Raw genomic sequence first — 22,387 nt, forward strand, 5'->3', positions numbered from 1 at the left:
ACCACACATCACTTACAGAGGGACATCCATGACCAAGCAGTATCTGAAGCCCCTGGCGCTGGCACTGGCCGTAAGCCTGGCGCTGACCGCCTGCGGCAAGCAGGAACCGGCCGCCAACGCACCCGCACCGGCCAGCACCGCCGCGGCCGCCAGCAGCACGGCCGCCGCCGACCTCGGCAAGAGCATCTTCGATGTCAGCGAGATCGATACGAACATCAACGCGTGCCAGGACTTCAACGGCTTCGTCAACGCCAAGTGGGTTGCCGCCAACCCGATCCCGGCCGACCGCACCCGCTGGGGCGCGTTCGACCAGCTGGCCGAGTCCAGCCTGAACACCCAGCACGACATCGTCGACAAGGCCGCCAAGGGCGCCGCCACGGCCAAGGCCGGCTCGATCGAGCAGAAGATCGGCCTGCTGTTCCAGTCCGGCATGGACGAAGCGGCCATCGAGAAGGCCGGCTTCGATCCGATCAAGCCGAAGCTCGACGCCATCGCCGGCCTGAAGAACGGCGGCGACGTGGCCGACTACATCAGCAAGAGCTACGTCGAGGGCGACGGCCAGGTGTTCGCGTTCGGCTCCGGCGCCGACTTCCAGCACGCCGACATGCAGATCGCGTACGCCAACGAAGCCGGCCTGGGCCTGCCGACCAAGGACTACTACAGCGACGCCAAGTACCAGGACATCCGCGACGCTTACGTCGCCTACATCGCCAAGGCGCTGGAACTGACCGGCGTGGCCGAGGCCGACGCCAAGAAGCAGGCGGCCGACGTGCTGGCGTTCGAGACCAAGCTTGCGGCCGCCTCGCTGTCGCCGGTCGACGCACGCACGCCGGAGAACCAGTACCACTTCGTCAGCGTCAAGGACGCCGACCAGGCCACCCCGCACTTCAACTGGGAGAAATTCTTCGCCGCCCAGGGCGTGACCGTAGACAAGGGCTTCTCGCTGTCGCAGCCGAAGTTCTTCGCCGAATTCGACAAGCTGCTCGCCAAGGCACCGATCGCCCAGTGGCAGGCCTATCTGCGCTTCCACACCATCGACGACGCGTCGAACTACCTGGGCAAGAACTTCCAGGACAACAAGTTCGCGTTCTACGGCAAGACCCTGTCCGGCCAGCCGGAACAGAAGGCCCGCTGGAAGCGCGTGCTGGGCGCCGTCAACGGCTCGATGGGCGAAGCGCTGGGCCAGCTGTACGTGGCCGAGATGTTCAAGCCCGAAGCGAAGGCGCGTGCGCAGGAACTGGTCGACAACGTGCGCAACGCACTGAAGGCGCGCATCCAGAACCTGGACTGGATGAGCGACGAGACCAAGACCAAGGCGATCGCCAAGTGGAATACGTTCCTGCCGAAGATCGGCTACCCGGACAAGTGGCGCGACTGGTCGGGCCTGAACGTCGCCGGCGACAACTACTACGGCAACGTGATGGCGGCGGCGAAGTTCAACTACGACTACGACATCGCCAAGATCGGCAAGCCGACCGACCGCAAGGAATGGGGCATGACCCCGCAGACGGTCAACGCGTACTACAACCCGACCGACAACACGATCAACTTCCCGGCCGCGATCCTGCAGCCGCCGTTCTTCGACGCCAAGGCCGACGACGGGATCAACTACGGCGGCATCGGCGCGGTGATCGGCCACGAGGCCAGCCACGGCTTCGACGACGAAGGCAGCCAGTTCGACGGTGCCGGCAACAACGTCAACTGGTGGAGCAAGGCCGACCGCGAGAAGTTCGACGCGCGCACCGACAAGCTGGTCGCCCAGTTCAATGCCTATACGCCGATCAAGGACAAGCCGGACGCGCACGTCAACGGCAAGCTGACCCTGGGCGAGAACATCGGCGACCTGGGCGGCCTGAACGCGGCCTACGACGCACTGCAGGTCGCGCTGAAGAAGAATCCCGAGGAAGCCGGCAAGCAGATCGAGGGCTACACCCAGGACCAGCGCTTCTTCCTGAACTGGGCTCGCGTGTGGCGTGGTTCCATCCGCGAGAAGCAGGCCTTGCTGCAGCTCAATGCCGACCCGCACGCACCGGCCGCGCTGCGCGCGATCGGCGCGCCATCGAACATGCCGGCTTTCGCCAGCGCGTTCCAGTGCAAGCCGGGCGACGCGATGGTGGCTCCGGCCGACAAGCAGGTGAAGATCTGGTAAGCCGACGCCACCCGATGCCGCAACCCATCGCGGCATGAACCCAAAGGCCCCGCATGCGAATGCGGGGCCTTTTTCGTGGAAGGGCACCCGGCGCACTTCGCGAGCACGGAAGCGCGGAGTTCACTCGAAGGTATTGCAAATCATTCTCATTAAAAATATCGTATGCAGCTGCACCGGCCGGTGCGCTTCGCAAGCCACGTACCGGCCGGACTTCGGGGGACAGCGCGCCGGTCCACGCGACGCACGCAGCCAATCGGCCGCGCTCCCGATCCATCCGAAACCTGCATCCAGCCATTGCGAAACACCTGCATGCGCCAGACCCGCCAGGCCCTGTCGACACGCACGCAACATTTGCCAACGGAATCTCCATGTCACCCATCAAATCGCGCAAGCACGTCGTCAACTCCCGCAAACAGCCATCGACGGCGGGCATGCTGACGGCCGCGACCCTGTTCACCGGCCTGGCATGGGCCCACCCCGCGGCAGCCGCCGACGTGCTCGCTTCCCCCGACGCCCAGACCGCTACCGCGAAGAACCTGCCGGGCGTGAAGGTGGAAGCCACCACCGGCAACGACTACCGCGTCGACAAGCTGTCCTCGCCGAAATTCACCCAGCCGCTGCTGGACACCACGCAGACCATCAGCGTGATCACCAAGGAACTGATCCAGCAGCAGGGCGCCACCACGCTGACCGAGGCGCTGCGCAACAGCCCGGGCGTGGGCACGTTCTACGTCGGCGAGAACGGCACCACCAGCACCGGCGACGGCATCTACATGCGCGGTTTCGATACGTCCGGCAGCATCTTCGTCGACGGCGTGCGCGATCTCGGCTCGATCTCGCGCGACGTGTTCAACGTCGAGCAGGTGGAAGTCGCCAAGGGCCCGGCCGGCACCGACTACGGTCGCACCGCGCCCACCGGTTCGGTCAACCTGGTCAGCAAGCAGCCGCAGCTGGGCAACGGCATCTCCGGCTCGATCGGTTACGGCAGCGGCCAGCACCGGCGCGCCACCGCCGACTGGAACCAGACGCTGGGCGAGCACTCCGCTTTCCGCCTCAACGCGATGGGCCAGGACAGCGGCGTGCCGGGACGCGACAAGGTCGAGAACAACCGCTGGGGCATCGCCCCGTCGCTGGCGTTCGGGCTGAAGACGCCGACCCGCGTCTACCTCGACTTCCTGCACGTGCGGCAGGACAACCTGCCCGACGGCGGCGTGCCGACCCTCGGCCTGCCCGGCTACGGCAGTCCCGATCCGGCGCGCCCGTTCCTCGCCGACGCCGCCATGGTCGACCCGCAGAACTTCTACGGCACCCGGGCCGACCACGACGACGTCGAGGCGGACATGTTCACCGCCATCGTCGAACACGACGTCTCGCCCGACGTGGTCCTGCACAACACCACCCGCTGGGGCCGCACGCACCAGGACTACCTGCTGACCTCGTTCCGGGGCGATACCGCCAACCTGCTCACGCCGGACGCCGCCGATCTCTCGACCTGGACCATCGCGCGCAGCCTGCCGACCTTCAAGGACCAGACCAACCGCATCCTCACCAACCAGAGCAACGTCACCGCGAATTTCGACACCGGCGGCATCACGCACAATCTCAGCGCCGGCATCGAGCTGACCCGCGAAAAAGCCGGCACGGTCGGCCTGGCCGCGCTCAACGGCAGCACGTGGCCGGCGGCGAACCTGTACCGCCCGAACGCCGACGTCAGCGGCCTGGTCTACGGCCGCACCGGGGCGCACAGCGCGGGCCAGACCGATACCGCGGCCGCCTACCTGTTCGATACGCTGAAGTTCAACGAGCAATGGCAGCTCAACGCCGGCATGCGGCTGGACCACTACACCACCGACTTCAGCAGCATGGTGGTCTGCGGCGCCCGCAACGGTCCGGCTTGCGGCGCCTTGCCGGCCGGCAGCGTGCTGCCCGGCGTGGACAGCAGCAAATCCGGCAACCTGCCCAACTACAAGCTCGGCGTGCTGTACAAGCCGGCCGCCAACGGCAGCATCTACGCGAACTTCGCCGTGTCGCAGGAGCCGCCGGGCGGCAACACGCTCACCCTCAGCAGCGCCGCCAACAGCGCCGACAACCCGAACCTCGACCCGCAGAAGGCGCGCACGATCGAGCTGGGCACGAAGTGGGACCTGCTCGGCGAGAAGCTGCTGCTGACCGGCGCGCTGTACCGCACCACCGTCAGCAACGATCTGGTGCAGGATCCGGTCGACCTGCAGTACTACCAGATCGGCAGGAAGCGCGTGCAGGGCATCGAACTGAGCGCGATCGGCAAGCTCAGCGACAACTGGGCGGTCAGCGCCGGCTACACCCTCATGGATGCCAAGGTGATCAACGGCAATGCCGTCGCCAACGACGGTTCCAGCGACCTGGCCTACACGCCGAAGAGCGCGTTCACCGCGTGGACCACCTACCACCTGCCGTTCAACCTCACCATCGGCGGCGGCGCCCGCTACGCCGGCGAAATGAAGCGCGGCACCGACGGCGCGGTCGGCACGCCGGCCTACACCGAGGCGTACTGGGTGTTCGACGCGATGGCCAGTTACCCGGTCAACAAGCACGTCGACCTGCAGTTGAACCTGTACAACCTGTTCGACAAGGACTACGTCGCGGCGATCAACAAGAGCGGCTACCGTTACACCCCGGGCACGCCGCGCGCGGCGATGCTCACCGCCAACATCCGCTTCTGATCCTCAGGCTTCACCGCCCGGCTCCTCAGGAACCCGCCATGCTGCTGCACATACCCGACGTCCTCAGCTGCGAACAGATCGCGCAGATGCGCGCCGTGCTCGACGCGGCCGACTGGACCGACGGCCGCGAGACCGTCGGCGCGCAAGGTGCCCAGGTGAAACGCAACCAGCAGCTGCCGGAGGCCTCGCCGCTGCGCCGGCAACTGGGTGAAGCGGTGCTGGCGGCGCTGGCGAGGAGCCCGCTCTACCACGCGGCGGCGTTGCCGCTGCGCACCCTGCCGCCGCGTTTCAACCGCTACCAGGGCGGCGGCCAGTACGGTTTCCACGTCGACGGCGCCGTGATGGCGCTGTCGGGCGATGCGCAGTTGCGCAGCGACGTCTCCTGCACGCTGTTCCTCAGCGAGCCGGACGAATACGACGGCGGCGAACTGATCGTCAACGACACCTACGGCGAACACGAAGTGAAACTGCCGGCCGGCGACCTGATCGTCTACCCGTCCAGCAGCCTGCACCGCGTCGCGCCGGTGACCCGCGGCGCGCGCGTGGCCTCGTTCTTCTGGGTGCAAAGCCTGATTCGCGACGATAGCCGGCGGCGCCTGCTGTTCGAGCTGGACGCCTCGATCCAGCGCCTGACCCAGACCGGTGCCGATGCCGCCGCGCTGCTGCAGCTGACCGGCGTCTATCACAACCTGCTGCGCCAGTGGGCCGAAACCTGAGCGCACGACGCGGCGGCCGGATGGCCGTCGCAGCCGGCGATGGTTCCCAGCGCGCGCCCCGCGGCGGATAATCGTCGGCCCCCTGAAGCAACCCGGCTGAAAAATGTTCGTTCCTGGTCAACGCTGGATCTCCTCCGCCGAACCCGAGCTTGGCCTCGGCACCGTCCTGCGCGTCGAAGGGCGCGGGGTGCAGGTGCTGTTCGCCAAGGCCGGCGTGCTGCGCCCGTATGCGATCGACTCGGCGCCGCTGCTGCGCGCCGAGTTCCGCGCCGGCCAGCGTGTCGCCGGCAAGGGCATCGCGTTCCTGGTCGAGCGCGTCGAGATCAAGGACGAACTGCTGATCTATCGTGGCGAGGGCCGCGAGTTGCACGAAGGCCAGCTCGACGACGAGCAGAGCGTGAGCCAGGCCGACGACCGCCTGGTCGGTGGCCGCACCGACGCCGTGGCGCAATTCGAGCTGCGCCTGGAAGGCCTCAAGCGGCGTGCCGAGGCACGCCGTTCGCCGATGTGGGGCCTCGGTGCCGCGCGCATCGGACTGGTGCCGCACCAGCTGCGCGTGGCCGGCATCGCCTCCGCGCGGCGTCCGCCACGGGTGCTGCTGGCCGACGAAGTCGGCCTGGGCAAGACCATCGAGGCGGGCATGATCATCGCGCGCCAGCTCGCCACCGGGCGCGCTTCGCGCGTGCTGCTGCTGTTGCCCGACACGCTGGTGTACCAGTGGTTCGTGGAGATGCTGCGCCGCTTCAACCTCAGCTTCGCGATCTACGACGAGGAGCGCTGCGAGGCGCTGGAAGCCGATGGCGGCAATCCGTTCGAGGACGAGCAACTGGTGATCGCCGATTTCGGCTTTCTCGAAAACTCACCCAAACATGCGCAGCAACTGCTGGATGCGCCGTGGGACCTGCTGGTGGTCGATGAAGCCCACCATCTGGCGTGGTCGCCGGAAGCGGCCAGCCCGCGCTACACGATGGTGGAGAAGCTGGCCGCGGCGATCCCCGGCGTGATCCTGCTCACCGCCACCCCGGAACAGCTCGGCCGCAGTGGCCACTTCGCTCGCCTGCGCCTGCTCGATCCGCAGCGCTACCACGATCTGGACGGCTATCTGGCCGAAGCCGATACCTACCTGGCGCTGTCGAAAATCGCCGACCGCCTGCTCGACGGCGAAGCGCTCGACGATGCCCAGCGCATCACCCTCGCCGAAGCGTTCCACGGCGACGCGACGCTCACCGCGCAGTTGAACGACTCGACCCAACCCGCCCACGCCCGCGAACTGCTGGCCGCACTGATCGACCGTCACGGCACCGGCCGCGCGATGTTCCGCAACAACCGCGCCGGTGTCGGCGGCTTTCCGAAACGCCTGCCCGAGTGGCATCTGCTGGACGCCGACACCATCGAGGAAAGCACGCGCCAGGCGCTGCTGGCCGAGTTCCACGCCGACATCCAGCAGCCGCCGGCACTGATCGAAATCGACTACGCCGCCGACCCGCGCATCGACACCTTGATCGCCCTGCTCGAACGCCACCCGCAGGACAAGTTTCTGCTGATCTGCCGCAGCCAGGCGAAAGTGCTGGCGCTGGAAGAAGCGCTGCGCACCCGCAGCGGCGTCGGCGTGGCGCGTTTCCACGAAGGCCTCGGCATCATCCAGCGCGACCGCAATGCCGCGTACTTCGCCCAGCCCGACGGCGCGCGCCTGCTGCTGTGTTCGGAGATCGGCTCGGAAGGCCGCAACTTCCAGTTCGCGCACCGCTTGATTCTGTGGGACCTGCCGCTGGACCCGGACCTGCTCGAACAGCGCATCGGCCGGCTCGACCGGATCGGCCAGAAGCACGACATCGACATCCACATCCTCGCCGTCGCCGACAGCGCCCAGCACGTGCTGGCGCGCTGGTACGACGAAGGCGTCGATGCGTTCCGCATGAGTCCCGCCGACGGCCGCGAGCTGCTGCGCCGCTACGGCGAGCCGCTGACCCGGCTGGCCGATGAGCACGCCCGCGGCGACGACAACCGCGACCAGGAACTGGACGCCCTGCTCACCGACACCCACGCCAGCCACGAGCAGATGGCCGAGTTGATCCGCGGCGGCCGCGACCACTTGCTGGAACTCGCCGCCAGCCGCGACCTGCACGCCGACGAATTGCAGCAGGCGTTCGCCCGCGAAGACCACGACCCCGGCCGCGACGCCTTCGTGCAACGCCTGCTGGAAGCCTTCGGCATCCACGCCGAGGAGCTCGGCGGCCAGGTGCTGCTGCTCGATCCGCAATACCTGTCCACCGACGCCCTGCCCGGCTTCGCCGACGGCCCGCAGTCGGTGACGTTCGCGCGCGAGGTGGCGCTGGCGCGCGAAGAGCTGCCGCTGCTGCGACTGGATCACCCGCTGGTCGCCGGCGCCATGGATCTGGCGCTGTCCGGCGAGCAGGGCAACGCCGCCTTCATGGTCGACGACGTGCTGTCGCCGCGCACGGCGCTGCTGCAGGCGGTGTTCGTGCTGGAATGCGTGGCCGATCGCCGGCTCGACGCCGAGCGCTTCCTGCCGATCCTGCCGATCGTGGTCACCGTCGACACCCGGCTGGCCGAGCGCGCCGATTTCGCGCCCAGCGAGATCGCACTGCGCAAGGCCAGCGACCGCAACATCGAAGTGGCGCGCTACCGCAAGTTCCTCGGCAAGCTGGTGCCGCCGATGCTGGAGCGCGCCGAGACGCTGGCCGGTACGCGCGGGCAAGCGCGCATCGACGAGGCCGTGAGCCTGGCCACGGAGACGCTGGATGCGGAGCTGTCGCGCCTGCGGGCGCTGCACGCGGTGAACCCGTCGGTCAGCGAGGCGGAAATCGCCGCCGTGGCCGCCGAGCGCTCCGATCTGCTCACCGCACTGCCGCAGTCGCGCCTGCGGCTGGATGCAGTGCGCTTCGTGGTCAGCGCGGATTTCCTGGCGCTGCGCTGAAGCCTCAGCGCAGCAGGCGCCGTTTCGGCTTCCACGGCAGCCGCCCGCGCCAGTACTGGATCAGCACGAGGCCACCCAGCATGCCACCGAGATGGGCGAAATGGGCGACGCCCGGCTCGATCCCGGTCACGCCCATGGTCAGTTCGGCAGCGGCATAGAGGGTCACGAACAGCCACGCCGGCATCGGGATCGGCAGGAAGATCAGCATCACCTTCTCGTGCGGATACAGCATGCCGAACGCCAGCAGCAGGCCGAAGATCGCGCCGGAAGCGCCCAGCGTGGGGCCGTACTGGGGTGGCGGGAAGAACCACAGCACCGCCAGCTGCAGCAGCGAGGCGACGATCGCGCAGACGAAGTAGTAGACGGTGAAATTGCGTGCGCCGAAGGTGCGCTCGATCGCGCCACCGAACATGTACAGCGCGAGCATGTTGAACATGATGTGGGTGATGCTGCCATGCATGAACGCGCTGGTGACGATCTGCCACACCCCGAACAGGCCGGAGCCGAGCGGCCACAGCGCGAAATACACCATCAGAAGCTGGCCCATCACCTGCTGCAGCAGGAACACCGCCACGTTGGCAATCAGCAGGTTGCGTGTGACGGGCGGCAAGTCAAAAGGCATCAGGCAGTTTCCGTGGGATCAGCGACAGCATAACGGCGCACCGGGCAGCTGACCGCACCCGGCGGCAATCGTTCACCCGCCGCGGCAAGCAAAAAGCCGCCTTGCGGCGGCTTTGCGGAGAGACCGGCAAGACAGCTCAGCCCTTGTCGACCACCTGCGCCATCGCTTCCGGGCGTTTGGCGCCGGCGAAGCGCTTGGCCCAGTAGCTCTCGTGCAAGCTGGAGATCTCCACCGACTTGCCGCTGGCCGGCGAGTGGATGAAGCGGCCGTTCGAGATGTAGATGCCGACGTGCGAGATGCGCCGCTTGCCATGGGTGCGGAAGAACACCAGGTCGCCCGGCTGCATGTCGGCCCGATTGACCTTGAGGCCAGCCAGGAACTGCGAAGCGGAGTTGCGCGGCAGCTGCATGCCGACGGCGTGTGCGAACACATAGCGGACAAAGCCGCTGCAATCGAAACCGGTGGAGGGATCGCGGCCGCCGCGCACGTAGCGGGTGTCGCGCAGTTTCATCGCCATCGCGATCAGCGACTTGCGCAGGTCGGTGATGTCCGCGCTGGCGGTGGCCACTGCCACGTCCTGTTCGTCCGTCGCGGCGACGTCGGCCACGGCAGCCTGTTCCGTCGCGGCACGGTTGCCGGCGAGCACCGAGGCCGCGTCGGGAACCACGGACTGCGCCAGCGCCGGCGCCGGGTTGAATGCCGGCAACTGGCTCAACAAGGGTGAACCGAGGTGGGCAACGACCGCGCTGTCGATGACGGCCGGGGTGTTTCTGGCTTGAAGCGGGCCGGATACCAGCAGCACGGAAACGAGCGCGGCGGCGACGGTCAGTTGCTTGATGGGCATGCTGGGAAAAATCCCTTGTTGTTCACAGGATTAGCCGCCCAGCTGAAGCTGACGACGTGACGAAGTAGTGAACTTAACAAGAAGAGACCGGCCAGATGTTCGATTGAGGTTAATTGAACCCTGCCGTTTCAAAAAACGGCGACGCGGCGCACATTCCATTCAAACCGTTGATTCAACTGGATTTATGCCGCGTCAGGCGACTCCGGCCAGTAATACGAATCCGGATAGGGCCGGCTACCGAAGATCGCCGTACCGATCCGCACCTCGGTCGCCCCTTCCGCGATGGCAAGCGGGAAATCCCCGCTCATACCCATGGAAAGCTTCGTCAAATCATGATCTTGCACCATGGCCCGATCACGCAGCTCGCGCAGCAGGCGGAAACAGCCACGCACTTCGGCCGGCTCGCTGGAGTGGATCGCCAGGGTCATCAGGCCGCGCACGTGCAAAGTGTCGTAGCCGCGCAGGACGTTCAGGAAACCCGGCAGCTGTTCAGGCGGCAGTCCATATTTGCTGGGCTCGGACGAAGTCTTCACCTGCACCAGTACGTCGATCGCGCGACCCTCGTGCTGCAGTCGGCGGTCCAGCGCCTCGGCCAGTTCCAGCCGGTCCAGCGACTGCACTTCGCTGGCCAGCCGCGCCACGTCCTTGGCCTTGTTGGTCTGCAGGTGGCCGATCATCACCCAGTCGATGCCGCAGTCCGCCAGCGGCGCGGACTTGTCGCGGAGCTCCTGCACCTTGTTCTCGCCGAAGCGGCGCATGCCCAAAGCCACGCCGGCCCGGATCAGTTCCGGGCCGAACGTCTTGCTGACCGGCAGGATGCCTACGTCGGCCGGGTCGCGGCCGGCCTCGCGGCACGCCGCGTCGACGCGGCGGCGGATCTGCGCCCAGTTGTCGGCCAGCCAGCCGGTGTCCATGCTCATGGCCCGACGATCGCGCTCAGGCCTTGCCGCCCTGCTGGTGATGGCGCGCCACCACCTCGGCCACCACCATGCTGACCTTCTTGCCGGTGGGGATGTGCAGGAATTCGTTCGGGCCATGCGCATTGGAATGCGGGCCGAGTACGCCGGTGATCAGGAACTGCGCCTTCGGGAACTTCTCGCCCAGCATGCCCATGAACGGAATGCTGCCGCCTTCGCCCATGTAGGTGGCCGGCGCGCCGAAGTAATTCTGCGAGGCGTCGCCGACCGCCTGCTCCAGCCACGGCGACAGTGCCGGCGCGTTCCAGCCGCTGCCGTCCTTCTCCAGCGTGAACGTGACCTTGGCGCCGTACGGCGGATTCTTCTCCAGCAGCTGCTTGACGAACTCGCCGGCCTTGGCGCCGTTCAACGTGGGCGGTACGCGCAGGCTCAGCTTCACCGAGGTCTGCGGGCGCAGCACGTTGCCGGCGCTTTCCAGCGGCGGAATGCCGCCGATGCCGGTCACCGCCAGTTGCGGACGCCAGGTGCGGTTGAGCACCAGCTCGGCCAGATCCTTGGTGACCGGCTGCATGCCTTCCACCCACGGGAACTTGTCGTAGATGTCGTCGCCCAGCACCTCGGCCGACAGCTTCGCCTGCTCGACCCGCTGCGCGGGGATCTCGACGTAGAGTTCCTTCGGCTTGATCGTGCCGGTTTCCGGATCCTCCAGTCGCGACAAAAGATCACGCAGGATGCGGAAGCTGGATGGCACCACGCCGGACGCATCGCCCGAGTGCACGCCTTCTTCCAGCACCTGCACGGTGAGGTTGCCGCCGGTCATGCCGCGCAGCGAAGTGGTCAGCCACAGCTGGTCGTAGTTGCCGCAGCCCGAATCCAGGCACACCACCAGCGACGGGCTGCCGATGCGCGCGGCCAGGTGGTCGACATAGAACGGCAGGTCGTAGCTGCCCGATTCTTCGCACGCCTCGATCATCACCACGCAGCGCGCATGCGGAATGCCCTGCTCGTGCAGCGCCAGCAACGCGGCCAGCGAGCCGAAGATCGCGTAGCCGTCGTCGGCGCCGCCGCGACCGTACAGCTTGTCGCCCTTGATCACCGGCGTCCACGGACCCAGGCCGTCGGCCCAGCCGGTCATCTCCGGCTGCTTGTCGAGGTGGCCGTACAGCATGACGGTGTCGTCGCCCTGGCCCGGCACCTCGATATAGATGAGCGGCGTGCGCCCTTCCAGCCGCACCACTTCCAGCGTGGCACCCGGCAGCTGGCTCAGCTTGGAGCGCGCCCAGGTTTCCATCAGCTTCACCGCGGCGTCCATGTAGCCGTGCGCCACCCAGTCCTTGTCGAACATCGGCGACTTGTTGGGAATACGGATGTATTCAACCAGCTGCGGCACGATTTCGTCGTCCCACAAGCCGCTGACAAAGCGCGAAAGGCGGGCAGTATCCATGGTGAAGCTCCATCAGGCGGACAAGACCGGCATTGTAACAGCCGCACTTCGGCCACACCGACACGCGATCGGAAGCCGCCCACAGACGAAAGCGAGCATCGCGCACGCCGACCTTGCGGCGCCTCCGACTGCGCGGCCCTGCACCCCGGCGCCATAGTGCGCTGGCGGCACCGGGATGCCGTCACCACCGCCCAAGGAGAAAGGCCATGTTCAACAAACTCGTCGCGATCGCCCTTGCACTCGCTCTCGCCGTACCGGGCCTGCTGCTCGCCGCCACACCGGTCAACATCAACCAGGCGGATGCAGCCGCCATCGCCAAATCGCTGGATGGCATCGGCCCGTCCAAGGCCGAGGCCATCGTGGCCTGGCGCGAAGCCCACGGCCCGTTCAAGAAGGCCGACGACCTCAACCACGTCAAGGGCATCGGCAAGGCCACGATCGAGCGCAACCGCAGCGCGATCCTGCTCACCGACGAAGCTGCCACGGCCGACGCCGGAGCGGACGCACCCGCCAGGACGGCGCACAAAAGCAAAAAGGCCGCCGTTGCGGAGGCAGCGGCCGAAAAGTAGCCGGCAGGACGGTTCCCGCCAGCCGGGAACCCGGGCGGCGCGGCCCACGGCGGGCTGCGCCGCTTGCGTTACACTCGCGCGCCCATCCTGTTGCCGCCCTGCCATGATCCTGCCGCATTACCACATCGCCGCCTCCGCCATCCGTGGCGCCGGCAACGGCCTGTTCCTCGACGAAACCGTGGCGGCGGGGCGCATCATCACCGCGCCGGACGACATCGAGCAGACGTTCCGTTACGCCGACATCATGGCCTCGCCGGAGCTCCGCGCACAGTTCCACGCCAGCGCGCGCTGGTTCGAGGATCGCTACACGCTGTCGCCGGACTGGCCGGACGAGTGCTACATCAACCACAGCTTCACGCCGAACGGGCTGTGGCACCTGGGTTTCGTGTTTGCCCTGGCCGAACTGCCCGCCGGCAGCGAGATCACCGTGGACTACCGGCACCTGTTGCCGCCCGGCCAGGCCGAGGATTTTGTCGATTCGGTCACAGGTGAGACAATCACTGGGTTGTCCTGGCAAGAGAGTCTTGCCAGCAGCACCCGTGCACTGGCCGAACTGCTGGCTGCCGCCCACCGTTGATCGTGATGTTCGATATTCCAACCATTGAAACGGCGCGCCTGCGCCTCACCGCACTGACCGAGCGGCACTTCGACGACTACGCCGCGATGCTGGCCGACCCGGACAGCACGCGCTGGGTCGGCGACGGCGAACCGCTGGACCGCACCAACGCCTGGCGTTCGCTGGCGATGCTGCTGGGCCACTGGCAGCTGCGCGGCTTCGGCATGTGGGCGCTGGAACTGAAAGGCAGCGGCGAGTTCATCGGCCGCGCCGGCCTGATGTACCCCGACGGCTGGCCGGACCTGGAAATGGGCTGGATGCTGAAGCCCGAGCATCGCCACCACGGCTACGCCACCGAGGCGGGCAATGCCGTGCTCGACTTCGCCTGGAACCAATTGCACGCCCAGCGCGTGATCAGCCTGGTGCGGATCGGCAACGAAGCCTCCGACCGGGTCGCCGAGCGACTCGGCGGCGAGCACATCGAGGATATGGATTTCTACGGCAGCCACAGCCACGTGTTCGCCTACTACCCGCCGCACCGCGAACACCGCCGCGCCTACGGCTGATCCATCGCCCGCCGGCAGCTGCCGGCAAGACGATGAAGAGCGGCCTACAACGCCTGCGGTAGACCGCTGCCGCGTCGCGACGACGACAGCGAGCGCGCCACTTCGGCCAGGGCGAACACGCGGGCCACGCGCACCCAGCCCAGCACCAGCACCACCAGCTGCGCCAGCAGTATCGCCAGCACCAGGCCGGTCACGCCGAGCGCCGGGGTGTGCACGCGGCCCACGCCAAGCGCCAGTGCCAGCGCATAACCGATCGCGCTGATCAGCAAATAGCACAGCAGCGTGCTGAACGGCCGCCGCAGCAACTGCATGAAGCCGCGACCGAACGCGCGGGTGGACGAACGCAGGTTGCCGTCGGCGATGAATGCGGCACGCCCCGACTCCACGATGGCCTGCGCCAGCACGAACAGCAGCACGGCCAGCCCGATCGCCAGGTACGACGTGCGGTCCGCCTGCGACTCCAACACGGCCCTGGCGTCGACCCGGTCCACCGCGTCGAAGGCCACGCCGATCAGCGCCACCATCGCCGCATACGGCACGATCGACCACAGCATCAGGCGGAACATGCGGCCATATTCGACGATGCCGCACTGGAGCAGGTGGCCGAAACCCAGCACGCGGCTGGCGCGTCCGCTGCCGACCAGCATGCCGTTGAGGAACGGCGACAGCAGCAAGGTCAGTAGCAGGCCGAGGATCGCTACGCCGCTGATCCAGCCGGTATCGTCGCCGAGCGCCGACATGGTGTCGCCGAACATCAGCGGGCTGAACTGCGCAGCCCATGCCTGCGCATGCACCGAGTGGTCGAGCAACCCGCTCAGGCTGCGCCACAACGGCAGGCTGACCACCGCGGTCGGCAGCAACAGCAACAGCGTCCACAGCAGCAGCAGGCGCCATTGCATGGCCGCCAGCGGGGCGCGCATGGCGGCGCCAAGGTCCACCGGACGGGAAGCATGTTTGTTCATCATCACAGCGACCCCACCAAGGCATAGAAGGCCTGCAACAAGGACGCGGCATCCGCGCTCCAGCGGCGCGAGGCGCTGCCGTCGGCCTTGCTCGTCCGGCTGTCGTTGAGCTTGTTCGCATCCAGGTAGATCTTCTGCTCGGGATCGAGCGTGGCCGAGACCACCTTGGCCGGCTTGGTGAAGTCGAAGCGGGCCCAGCGGCGGTCATCGTTCCAGTGCACGTCCTCGCTACTGCCGTCGGCGAACTTCACCCGCAGCAGTTGCGGCACCGGCACGCCGTCGCGGCGCACGGTGACGGTACTGTGCCACGGGAACGGCCCGCCGCCCGGCTTCGCGTTCGGATGGGCCTTGTCCCAGTCCTCGCGCTGTCTGTCGACCTGCTTGTCGAGAGCGTCGCTGTCGAGCTCGCTGCGCTTGCCGTCCTTCAGCGTGCTGCCGGCCTGCGGCAGTACTTCGGCGGTGTCGATGCTGGCGACCCGGTCGTCGATCTGCGCGGTGCCGTAGACGTACTGGTCGAAAATTGCGTCGACCACCTGCGGGTTGCCGGAGACCTCGGCCAGGGTGGCGCGCAGGTCGGCCGACGACGGGTGGCGGAAACGCCAGCGCCGGTAGTACTCGTGCATCGCACGCTCCAGCACCGGTTTGCCGAGGCGCTCCTCCAGGTCGTGCATGGCGGTGGCGGTGCGCGAATACACCGTGCCGTAGCTGCTGCTGGACAAGCGGTTCCACGCATTCGCGCCCAGCGGGTCGGGCGGCTGATGCAGGCCGGCGCCGCGCCGCGCCGCTTCGAAGCCGGTCATTGCCGGCGTCATGCCGAGGCGCTTCATCCAGCCCGACGCCAGCACGATCTTCTCGCCGCTGTCGCGCGTCATGCGGCCGTCCCAATACTCGTTCATGCCCTCGTCGAGCATCGGCTCCTCGAATTCGTTCGAGGCCAGCAGCCCGTAGAAATAGCCATGGCCGAATTCGTGGATGGTGACGAAATCGAGCATGTACTGCGTGAGCGTGCCCGGCTCGACCTTGGCGTAACCCTCGGCGGTGAAGAACGTCGGGTACTCCATGCCGCCCGCCTCCGACGCGTTGTACGGCGGCACCACCACCGTCACCGTCTCGTACGGGTAGGCACCCAGCGAGTTCGAGAAGAACGTCAGCGAGTCGATCGTGGCCTGCAGCGCCGGCTTCGCGCTGGCCACGTATTCGTCGGGATAGATCACCCGCACGTCGACCTTCGGGCTGTCCGGCCCCTGCCAGCTGCCGTCCAGCGTCTTGTAGCCCTTGGCCGCGACCCAAGCGAAATCGTGCACGTCGCCCTGCACGAAGTGGTACGTGCTCTTGCCGTTCGCCGTCTCGGGCGGGCCCTGCAGCTTGCCGACCGCGCCGACGGTGTAGTCGCCGGGCACGGTGAGGCGCACGTCGTACAGGCCGAAGTCGGCGTAGAACTCGCTGTTGAAATGGAACTCGTGCACGTTCCAGCGCGGCGCGGTGGCACCGCGCTCGCCGGGAAGTTCCAGCACGCCGATCTTCGGGAACCACTGCGCCACCAGGTTGAAGTCGCCGAACCAGCCGGTGCGCTCGACCACCCGCGGCAGCTGGCTGAGGAAGTCGATGTCCAGGGTCAGCGTGCCGCCGGCCGGCACCGGCTCGGCCAGGTCGATGCGCACCACGGTCTGGTCGGTGGCCGGACCGCCGTCGGGCTGCACGAACTGCCACTTCAACGCGGCGTCGCCCTGCTTCACCTGCGTCAGCTCGATCCAGCCCCACTCGCCTTTCTTCAAGGCCGCCGCGCCGCGCGAACGACCGTGCGCGGTGAGCACCTTGCGCTCGGTGAACCAGGTGCTGCCCTCGTTCTGGAACGCGTTGAGGTACAGATGGAAGTAGACCTTGCTTACCGGGCGATCGCTGCGGTTGCGCCAGGTCATGTGCTGCTTGCCGCTCACCGTGTGTTTCGCCGCGTCCAGCTCGGCGTCGATGCGATAGCTCGCCACGCGATCGGACAAGGTCGGCTCGCTGCCGCTGCGCTCGCCGCCCCACGCATTCGCGGCGCTGGGCACGGTGACCGCGGCGGCATCGGCGGCCGCGAAGGGAATGTCGGGAAGCGCCGCGCTGGCAGCGCTGGCCGGTACCGAGGCTGCCGCCGCCGGAGCGGCCTGCTGCGCCATCGCCAGCCAGGGCCAGAACGCGGCCATGGCGCACAGACATCCCCACTTGCGTACGATTCGCCGCATCTTGCTACTCCCCTGAGCAATCCCCGCAGAGTGCACCCAAGCGGCCATCGCCGGCATAGGCCATAGGTCATGCCGGCAAGCTTGTCCGCCAGCTCAGTAGACGTTGCAGCGATTGCGCTGCCGATCAGTGCCACTGGCGCAACTGCCTCGTCCGGAAGGCACCGCGCCGTGGCGGCGACTGACCCCTGGTTGCCCGTGAATCGCGCCCACGTGCCACCCCGGGGAACTGTGGCAGGCACGGATGGTCTGGATGAGCGCAGGGTCCGGGTTCCGGGCGGCACCGACGATCCATCAGGCAGCAAACAAGCATCACTGGTCGATAACGAATCGCCACTTGGCTTGGCGACCGACCACCCTCCATGCACCCCGGGAGTACCCTGCAAATGCGTATTCTTCTGGCCGAGGACGACCCCTCCATCGCCGAGGGCATCTGCGCGTCGCTGCGGCACGGTGGCCACGCGGTGGACCATGCCGCCAAGGGCAACCTGGCCGACACGGCGCTGCGCGATCACGACTACGATCTGCTGGTACTGGATCTGGGCCTGCCCTCGCTCGACGGCAGCGAAGTGCTGCGCCGCCTGCGCCGTCGCGGCACGGGTATGCCGGTGCTGGTGGTGACGGCCCGCGATGGCCTGGCCGAGCGCATCCGCGTGCTCGACCTGGGCGCCGACGATTATCTGGTGAAGCCCTTCGCACTGGCCGAGTTCGAGGCGCGCGTGCGGGCGCTGCTGCGCCGGGCCAGCAGCCAGGGCAAGCCGGAACTGCTGCTGGGCCGATTGCGGCTGGACCTGCCCGGGCATCGTGCGTGGATCGACCAGGCACCGCTGGAACTGACCGCGCGCGAATTCGGCCTGCTCGAAGCGCTGGCCCTGCGCGTGGACCGCGTCACCAGCCGCGCCCAGCTGATCGCGGCGCTGTGCGACTGGGACCAGGAACTGACCGACAACGGCCTGGACATCGCCATCCACCGCCTGCGCCGCAAACTGCACGGCAGCGGCACCGGCGTGCGCACGATCCGCGGGCTGGGTTACCTGCTGGAGGAAATGGACGACACCGGGAACGGCCACGCATGAACCCGCCGCGCGCGCATTCGCTGCGCCCCAGCCTGCGCCGGCGCCTGCTGCTGGTCCTGTTGATCCCGGTGAGTGTGTTGCTGCTGCTGGACGCGCTGCTGACCTATGGCGTGGCGCTGACCTATGCCAACCGGGTGCACGACCGCGATCTCAGCGACGATGCGCTGACCCTGGCGACGATGCTCGGCAACGACCAGCTCGATGGCGAACTGACCCCGCAAGCGCGCTTCCTGCTCGAATACGACCCGGACGGCCACAGCTACTTCACCGTGAGCAGTACCAGGCATGGCTTGCTGACCAGCAACGGGCAATTGCCGCAGCCCGCGCAGGTACCGGCGATCGGCGCCCGCCCGGTGCTGTACGACGCGCAGTTGGCGAAGCGCGCCCTGCGCGCCGCCACGGTGCATATCGCCATGCGCAGCGACCCCGGCGACAGCCTGGTCGTCACCGTCGCCGAAACCCTGCACGACCGGCACCGCCAGGCGCGGGAAATCCTGCTGCTGGCCAGCGTGACGCAGACGCTGCTGATCATCGGCGTGCTTTCGCTGGTCTGGTTCGGCGTCGGTCGCGGCCTGCGCGTGCTCGACCCACTGACCGCGCGGCTCGCCGCACGCACCGATGAATTGACGCCGATCGACGGCCCCGATGTACCGCTGGAGATCCGGCCGCTGACACACACCATCGACGCGCTGTTCGGTCGACTGCGCAGCATGCTGGCCCTGCACGACCGCTTCATCGCCGATGCCGCGCATCAGCTGCGCACGCCACTGACTGGACTGAGCCTGCACGTCGAGCACGCCATGGCCGACCCGCGGCCGGAGACCGTAGCCGACGCCCTGGTCCACATCCGGCGGCTGACCCAGCGCGCCGCACGCACCTCTACCCAGCTGCTGGCGCTGACGCGCGCGCAGGCACCGTCGCTGGACGCCGGGGAACGCAGGCTGCTCGACCTGAGCCGGTTCATCCCCGAGGCGGTCGCCGAACGCGTTCACGAGGCGATCCGGGCCGGCGTGGACCTGGGCTACGAAGGCACCGAGCGGGCACTGCCCGTGCTTGGCGACGCCGCCAGCGTGCAGGACCTGCTGGACAACCTGATCGATAACGCCGTGCGCTATGCCGGCCGCGGCAGCACCGTCACCGTCAGGCTGCAGGCGCGCGTCGACGGCGGCGCCAGCCTCGGCGTCGAGGACAACGGTCCCGGCGTGCCGCCCGAATTGCTGCCGCGGCTGAGCGAGCGTTTCTTCCGCGCCGCCGGCAGCAACGAGGAAGGCAGCGGGCTGGGGCTGGCGATCGTCCAGCGCATCGCCGAGCGACATCACGCCGAAGTGATCTATCGGCTTGGCGAAGTGCGCGGACTGTGCGTGGAAGTGCGCTTCCCCGCGCCTTCCTCGACCGGCCGGCCACTTCCCGTCTCAGGGTAAAGAAAGATTCCGCCACGACAATGACGCGGGATGACCACCTCGCAATGCCGACTGCGCCACTGCCTCGGACCGTCGCCATGGAAAACCGCGCACCGTGCCCCTTCGACTGAGCAAGACAACTGACGACCGCTGGCTGCGCCTGTGCGTGTTGGGTGTCGTCTTGTCCGGGCTGACCGGCTGTGCCGCACCGCTGCCCAAGCTGGCGCCACCGGTGCCCGCGCAATGGCAGCACGCAGTCGCTGAGGACCCGGCCCGGCCGACCGACCTGCACGGCTGGTGGCACGCGTTCGCCGACCCCAATCTCGACGCGCTGGTCGATCGTGCGCTGACCAACAACCTCGACGTGGCGCAGGCGGTCGAACGGCTGCGCGCCGTGCGCACCCTGCACGAACGCGCCCACGCCCGCTACCTGCCGGCGCTGGACGCACGCACCAACGACGCGATCGACCCGGACGCCAGCGCCTCGTTCTTCGTGGCCGGTTTCGACGCCAGCTGGGAACTGGGCCTGTTCGGCCGCGCCGAAGGTACCCGACGCGAATCGCAGGGCGCACTGGACGCCGGCGTCGCCGACCTGCACGCCGCCCGGGTCACCCTGGTCGCCGAAGTGGTGCGCGAGTGGATCGACCTGCGCACCGCGCAGCAGCAGGAACAGTTGCTGCAGCGGATCAGCCAGTTGCGCCGGCACGCATGGGAACTGCAGCGGACGCAGCAACGCCTGCAGCTGGCGGCACCCGGGGCGGTGGACCAGGCGCAGGCCGCCTGGGCGCAGGCTGAAGCCGCGCTGGCCGCGCCACGCCAGGCGATCGACGCCAGCGCGCAACGCCTGGCCGTCCTGCTCGGGCAGAACCATCCCGACCCGGCGTGGTTGCAAGCGGGCACGCCGCCCGAGCTGGGCGCCTGGCGGCTCGACGGCACCCCGGCCGAGCTGTTGCGCACGCGCCCCGAGATCGGCCGCGCCGAGGCAGACGTGCTGCGCACCGCCGGCGAACTGGCGCTGACCCACGCCGACCTGTTCCCCAGCATCGGCCTCGGCGCCTCGATGGTCTGGGCCACCGACATCAACAACAACCACCGCTTTTCCACCACCCCGAACGGCATCGCGTCGCTGGGCCCGGTGATCGACATTCCATTGTTCGACTGGGGCATGCGGCTGGCCGCCACGCACGCCAAGGCGCATGAGCTGAAGGCCAGCGTGCTGGCTTACCGGCAAGCCGTGCTGCAAGGCGTGGCCGAGGTGGAAACCGCACTGGGCAGCCTGCAGCAGCAACGCCAGCGCGAGCAGCAGGACACGCTGGCGTGGCAGGCGCTGAAGCACGCCGACCAGGCCGTGCAGGTGCGCGCCGGGCTGCAGCTGGACAGCCCGCTCGACCGCGTCGAAAGCCAGGTCGCCACCGACCAGGCCGCGCTCGAACTGGCCGATGCCCGCGCCGCGCACAGCCTCGCCTACGTGGCGTTGTTCAAGGCACTGGGCGGCGCACCGCTGCCCATGCCGGAAACGGAACCGGCCGCGCCGCAGGCGTCCGCCGACACGCACGGAATGCCGCGCTGATGGTTGCCCTCGCGCGCAAGACGCTGGTCTACGAATGGCGGCGCTTCCTGCCGGCGATGCTGGCGGTCGGTTTCGCCGGCCTGCTGCAGTTGCTGCAGATCGCGCTGGTGCTGGGCATTTTCGGCAGCACCAGTCTGTACATCACCGGCTCGTCGGCCGACGTATGGGTGGGTTACCCCGGCACGCAGAGCGTGGGCCTGGGCCGCGCGATCGACGCCGACGTGGAATCGCGCCTGCTGATGGACCCGGCGGTGCAGCGGGTCGAGCCGTATCTGTGGGTCGATGGCGACTGGCGCGGGCCGCGCGAGACCGGCGGCGTCTCGGTGTTCGTCTCCGGCATCGATCCGGCCGCCGACGGGCTGATGTTCGCCAAGGCACTTTCGCCGGCGCTGCGCGCGCGGCTGGCCGAACCGGATGCGATCGTGATCGACCGCTCCGCGCAGGATCAGCTTGGCGTCGACATCGGCCAGACCGCCACCATCAACGGCCAGCAGGTGCGCGTGGTCGGCATCAGCAGCGGCCTGCGCGCGCTCGGCGGGGTCAACGTGCTGTGCTCGCTGGACACCGCGCGCCGGCTGGACAACGACCCGACCGACACCGGCCCGACCTACCTGGTGGCGAAACTGCGCGACCCGGCCCAGGCCGAAGCGGTGGCCATGCGCCTGCGCGGCGACACCGCCTTCGGTCCGTACACGACCTGGAGCGCCGGCGATTTCGCCAAGCTCTCGGTGCGCTACTGGCTGTTCGATACCGGCGCCGGCGCCGGCGTGCTGTTCCTGGCCGGCATCGTGTTCCTGGTCGGCGCGGTGATCACCAGCCAGACCCTGATCGCCGCAGTCAACGGCTCGGTGCGCGAGTACGCCACCCTCAACGCGCTCGGCGTGGGCGTGGGCGCACTGCGCAAGGTGGTGCTGGAGCAGGCGTTCTGGGTCGGCGCGCTGGGCCTGCTCGGCGCCAGCGTGCTCGGCATCGTGCTGATGCTGCTGGCGCGCAGCCAGGACGTGCCGGTGGTTCTGAATGTTCCGGCGGCACTGGCGTGCATTGTCCTGGTGCTCGGCCTCGCCGCCGTCTCCGGCCTGGCCGCGATGCGCAGCCTGCGCCGCGCCGACCCCGCCACCTTGCTGAGATAGTCAC

The 22,387-nt window shown here is 68.1% G+C and carries 17 protein-coding genes; 11 read left to right on the forward strand and 6 right to left on the reverse strand.

Features of this window, described 5'->3' with window-relative positions; genetic code table 11:
• Positions 1-28: 28 nt before the first annotated feature.
• The 4 genes from ASG75_RS05955 to rapA all read left to right on the forward strand — a co-directional run bounded on the left by ASG75_RS05955 (position 29) and on the right by rapA (position 8,505).
• Positions 29-2,149 carry a M13 family metallopeptidase gene (locus ASG75_RS05955; RefSeq protein ID WP_056386591.1) on the forward strand — a complete coding sequence of 707 codons (2,121 nt, stop codon included), beginning with the start codon at positions 29-31 and terminating at the stop codon, positions 2,147-2,149.
• Positions 2,150-2,517: 368 nt separating this feature from the next.
• Positions 2,518-4,851: a catecholate siderophore receptor Fiu gene (locus ASG75_RS05960; protein WP_056386593.1), complete on the forward strand. Its 2,334-nt coding sequence runs from the start codon at positions 2,518-2,520 to the stop codon at positions 4,849-4,851.
• Positions 4,852-4,889: 38 nt separating this feature from the next.
• On the forward strand, positions 4,890-5,567 hold the full coding sequence (locus ASG75_RS05965) for a Fe2+-dependent dioxygenase (RefSeq protein WP_056386595.1): 678 nt from the start codon (positions 4,890-4,892) through the stop codon (positions 5,565-5,567).
• 103 nt (positions 5,568-5,670) lie between these two features.
• Positions 5,671-8,505, forward strand: coding sequence for an RNA polymerase-associated protein RapA (gene rapA, locus ASG75_RS05970; RefSeq protein ID WP_056386597.1), 2,835 nt, complete (start codon positions 5,671-5,673; stop codon positions 8,503-8,505).
• 4 nt (positions 8,506-8,509) lie between these two features.
• On the opposite strand, the gene ASG75_RS05975 is transcribed toward rapA, so the two are convergent.
• The 4 genes from ASG75_RS05975 to ASG75_RS05990 form a co-directional block, all read right to left on the reverse strand.
• Positions 8,510-9,127 (reverse strand): rhomboid family intramembrane serine protease, encoded by a 618-nt coding sequence (locus tag ASG75_RS05975; protein WP_056386599.1) that lies wholly within the window; start codon positions 9,125-9,127, stop codon positions 8,510-8,512.
• Positions 9,128-9,263: 136 nt separating this feature from the next.
• Positions 9,264-9,971, reverse strand: a complete 708-nt coding sequence (locus tag ASG75_RS05980) for a C40 family peptidase (RefSeq protein ID WP_056386601.1) — start codon at positions 9,969-9,971, stop codon at positions 9,264-9,266.
• Between the two features lie 182 nt (positions 9,972-10,153).
• Positions 10,154-10,885: a YggS family pyridoxal phosphate-dependent enzyme gene (locus ASG75_RS05985; RefSeq protein WP_056386603.1), complete on the reverse strand. Its 732-nt coding sequence runs from the start codon at positions 10,883-10,885 to the stop codon at positions 10,154-10,156.
• Between the two features lie 22 nt (positions 10,886-10,907).
• Positions 10,908-12,332 (reverse strand): M20 family metallopeptidase, encoded by a 1,425-nt coding sequence (locus tag ASG75_RS05990; protein WP_056386605.1) that lies wholly within the window; start codon positions 12,330-12,332, stop codon positions 10,908-10,910.
• A gap of 206 nt (positions 12,333-12,538) precedes the next feature.
• Here ASG75_RS05990 and ASG75_RS05995 point away from each other — a divergent pair, with 206 nt between their 5' ends.
• From ASG75_RS05995 to ASG75_RS06005, 3 genes are all read left to right on the forward strand, one after another.
• Positions 12,539-12,901, forward strand: coding sequence for a helix-hairpin-helix domain-containing protein (locus ASG75_RS05995; protein WP_056386607.1), 363 nt, complete (start codon positions 12,539-12,541; stop codon positions 12,899-12,901).
• A 103-nt stretch (positions 12,902-13,004) separates the two neighbouring features.
• The gene (locus ASG75_RS06000; protein ID WP_056386608.1) at positions 13,005-13,478 is read left to right on the forward strand and encodes an SET domain-containing protein; all 474 of its coding nucleotides are present in this window, start codon (positions 13,005-13,007) and stop codon (positions 13,476-13,478) included.
• 5 nt (positions 13,479-13,483) lie between these two features.
• Entirely contained in the window at positions 13,484-14,023 is a 540-nt protein-coding gene (locus ASG75_RS06005) for a GNAT family N-acetyltransferase (protein ID WP_056386609.1), read from the forward strand.
• A gap of 44 nt (positions 14,024-14,067) precedes the next feature.
• On the opposite strand, the gene ASG75_RS06010 is transcribed toward ASG75_RS06005, so the two are convergent.
• Both ASG75_RS06010 and ASG75_RS06015 read right to left on the reverse strand, forming a co-directional pair.
• Complete coding sequence (locus tag ASG75_RS06010; RefSeq protein ID WP_056386612.1) at positions 14,068-14,988, reverse strand: hypothetical protein; 921 nt, start codon at positions 14,986-14,988, stop codon at positions 14,068-14,070.
• A complete protein-coding gene (locus tag ASG75_RS06015; protein ID WP_056386614.1) occupies positions 14,988-17,171 on the reverse strand; it encodes a M1 family metallopeptidase in 2,184 nt (727 codons plus the stop codon). Before ASG75_RS06015 ends, ASG75_RS06010 begins: the two co-directional genes overlap by 1 nt.
• A gap of 422 nt (positions 17,172-17,593) precedes the next feature.
• Here ASG75_RS06015 and ASG75_RS06020 point away from each other — a divergent pair, with 422 nt between their 5' ends.
• The 4 genes from ASG75_RS06020 to ASG75_RS06035 all read left to right on the forward strand — a co-directional run bounded on the left by ASG75_RS06020 (position 17,594) and on the right by ASG75_RS06035 (position 22,383).
• Positions 17,594-18,283, forward strand: coding sequence for a response regulator transcription factor (locus ASG75_RS06020; protein WP_056386616.1), 690 nt, complete (start codon positions 17,594-17,596; stop codon positions 18,281-18,283).
• A complete protein-coding gene (locus ASG75_RS06025) occupies positions 18,280-19,704 on the forward strand; it encodes a sensor histidine kinase (RefSeq protein ID WP_056386618.1) in 1,425 nt (474 codons plus the stop codon). The genes ASG75_RS06020 and ASG75_RS06025 overlap by 4 nt, the downstream gene beginning before the upstream one ends.
• A gap of 94 nt (positions 19,705-19,798) precedes the next feature.
• Complete coding sequence (locus ASG75_RS06030) at positions 19,799-21,253, forward strand: TolC family protein (protein WP_056386620.1); 1,455 nt, start codon at positions 19,799-19,801, stop codon at positions 21,251-21,253.
• Positions 21,253-22,383, forward strand: coding sequence for an ABC transporter permease (locus tag ASG75_RS06035; protein ID WP_056386624.1), 1,131 nt, complete (start codon positions 21,253-21,255; stop codon positions 22,381-22,383). The genes ASG75_RS06030 and ASG75_RS06035 overlap by 1 nt, the downstream gene beginning before the upstream one ends.
• The last annotated feature ends 4 nt before the right edge of the window (positions 22,384-22,387 follow it).

This window comes from Rhodanobacter sp. Soil772 (genome assembly GCF_001428385.1).
GTDB lineage: Bacteria > Pseudomonadota > Gammaproteobacteria > Xanthomonadales > Rhodanobacteraceae > Rhodanobacter.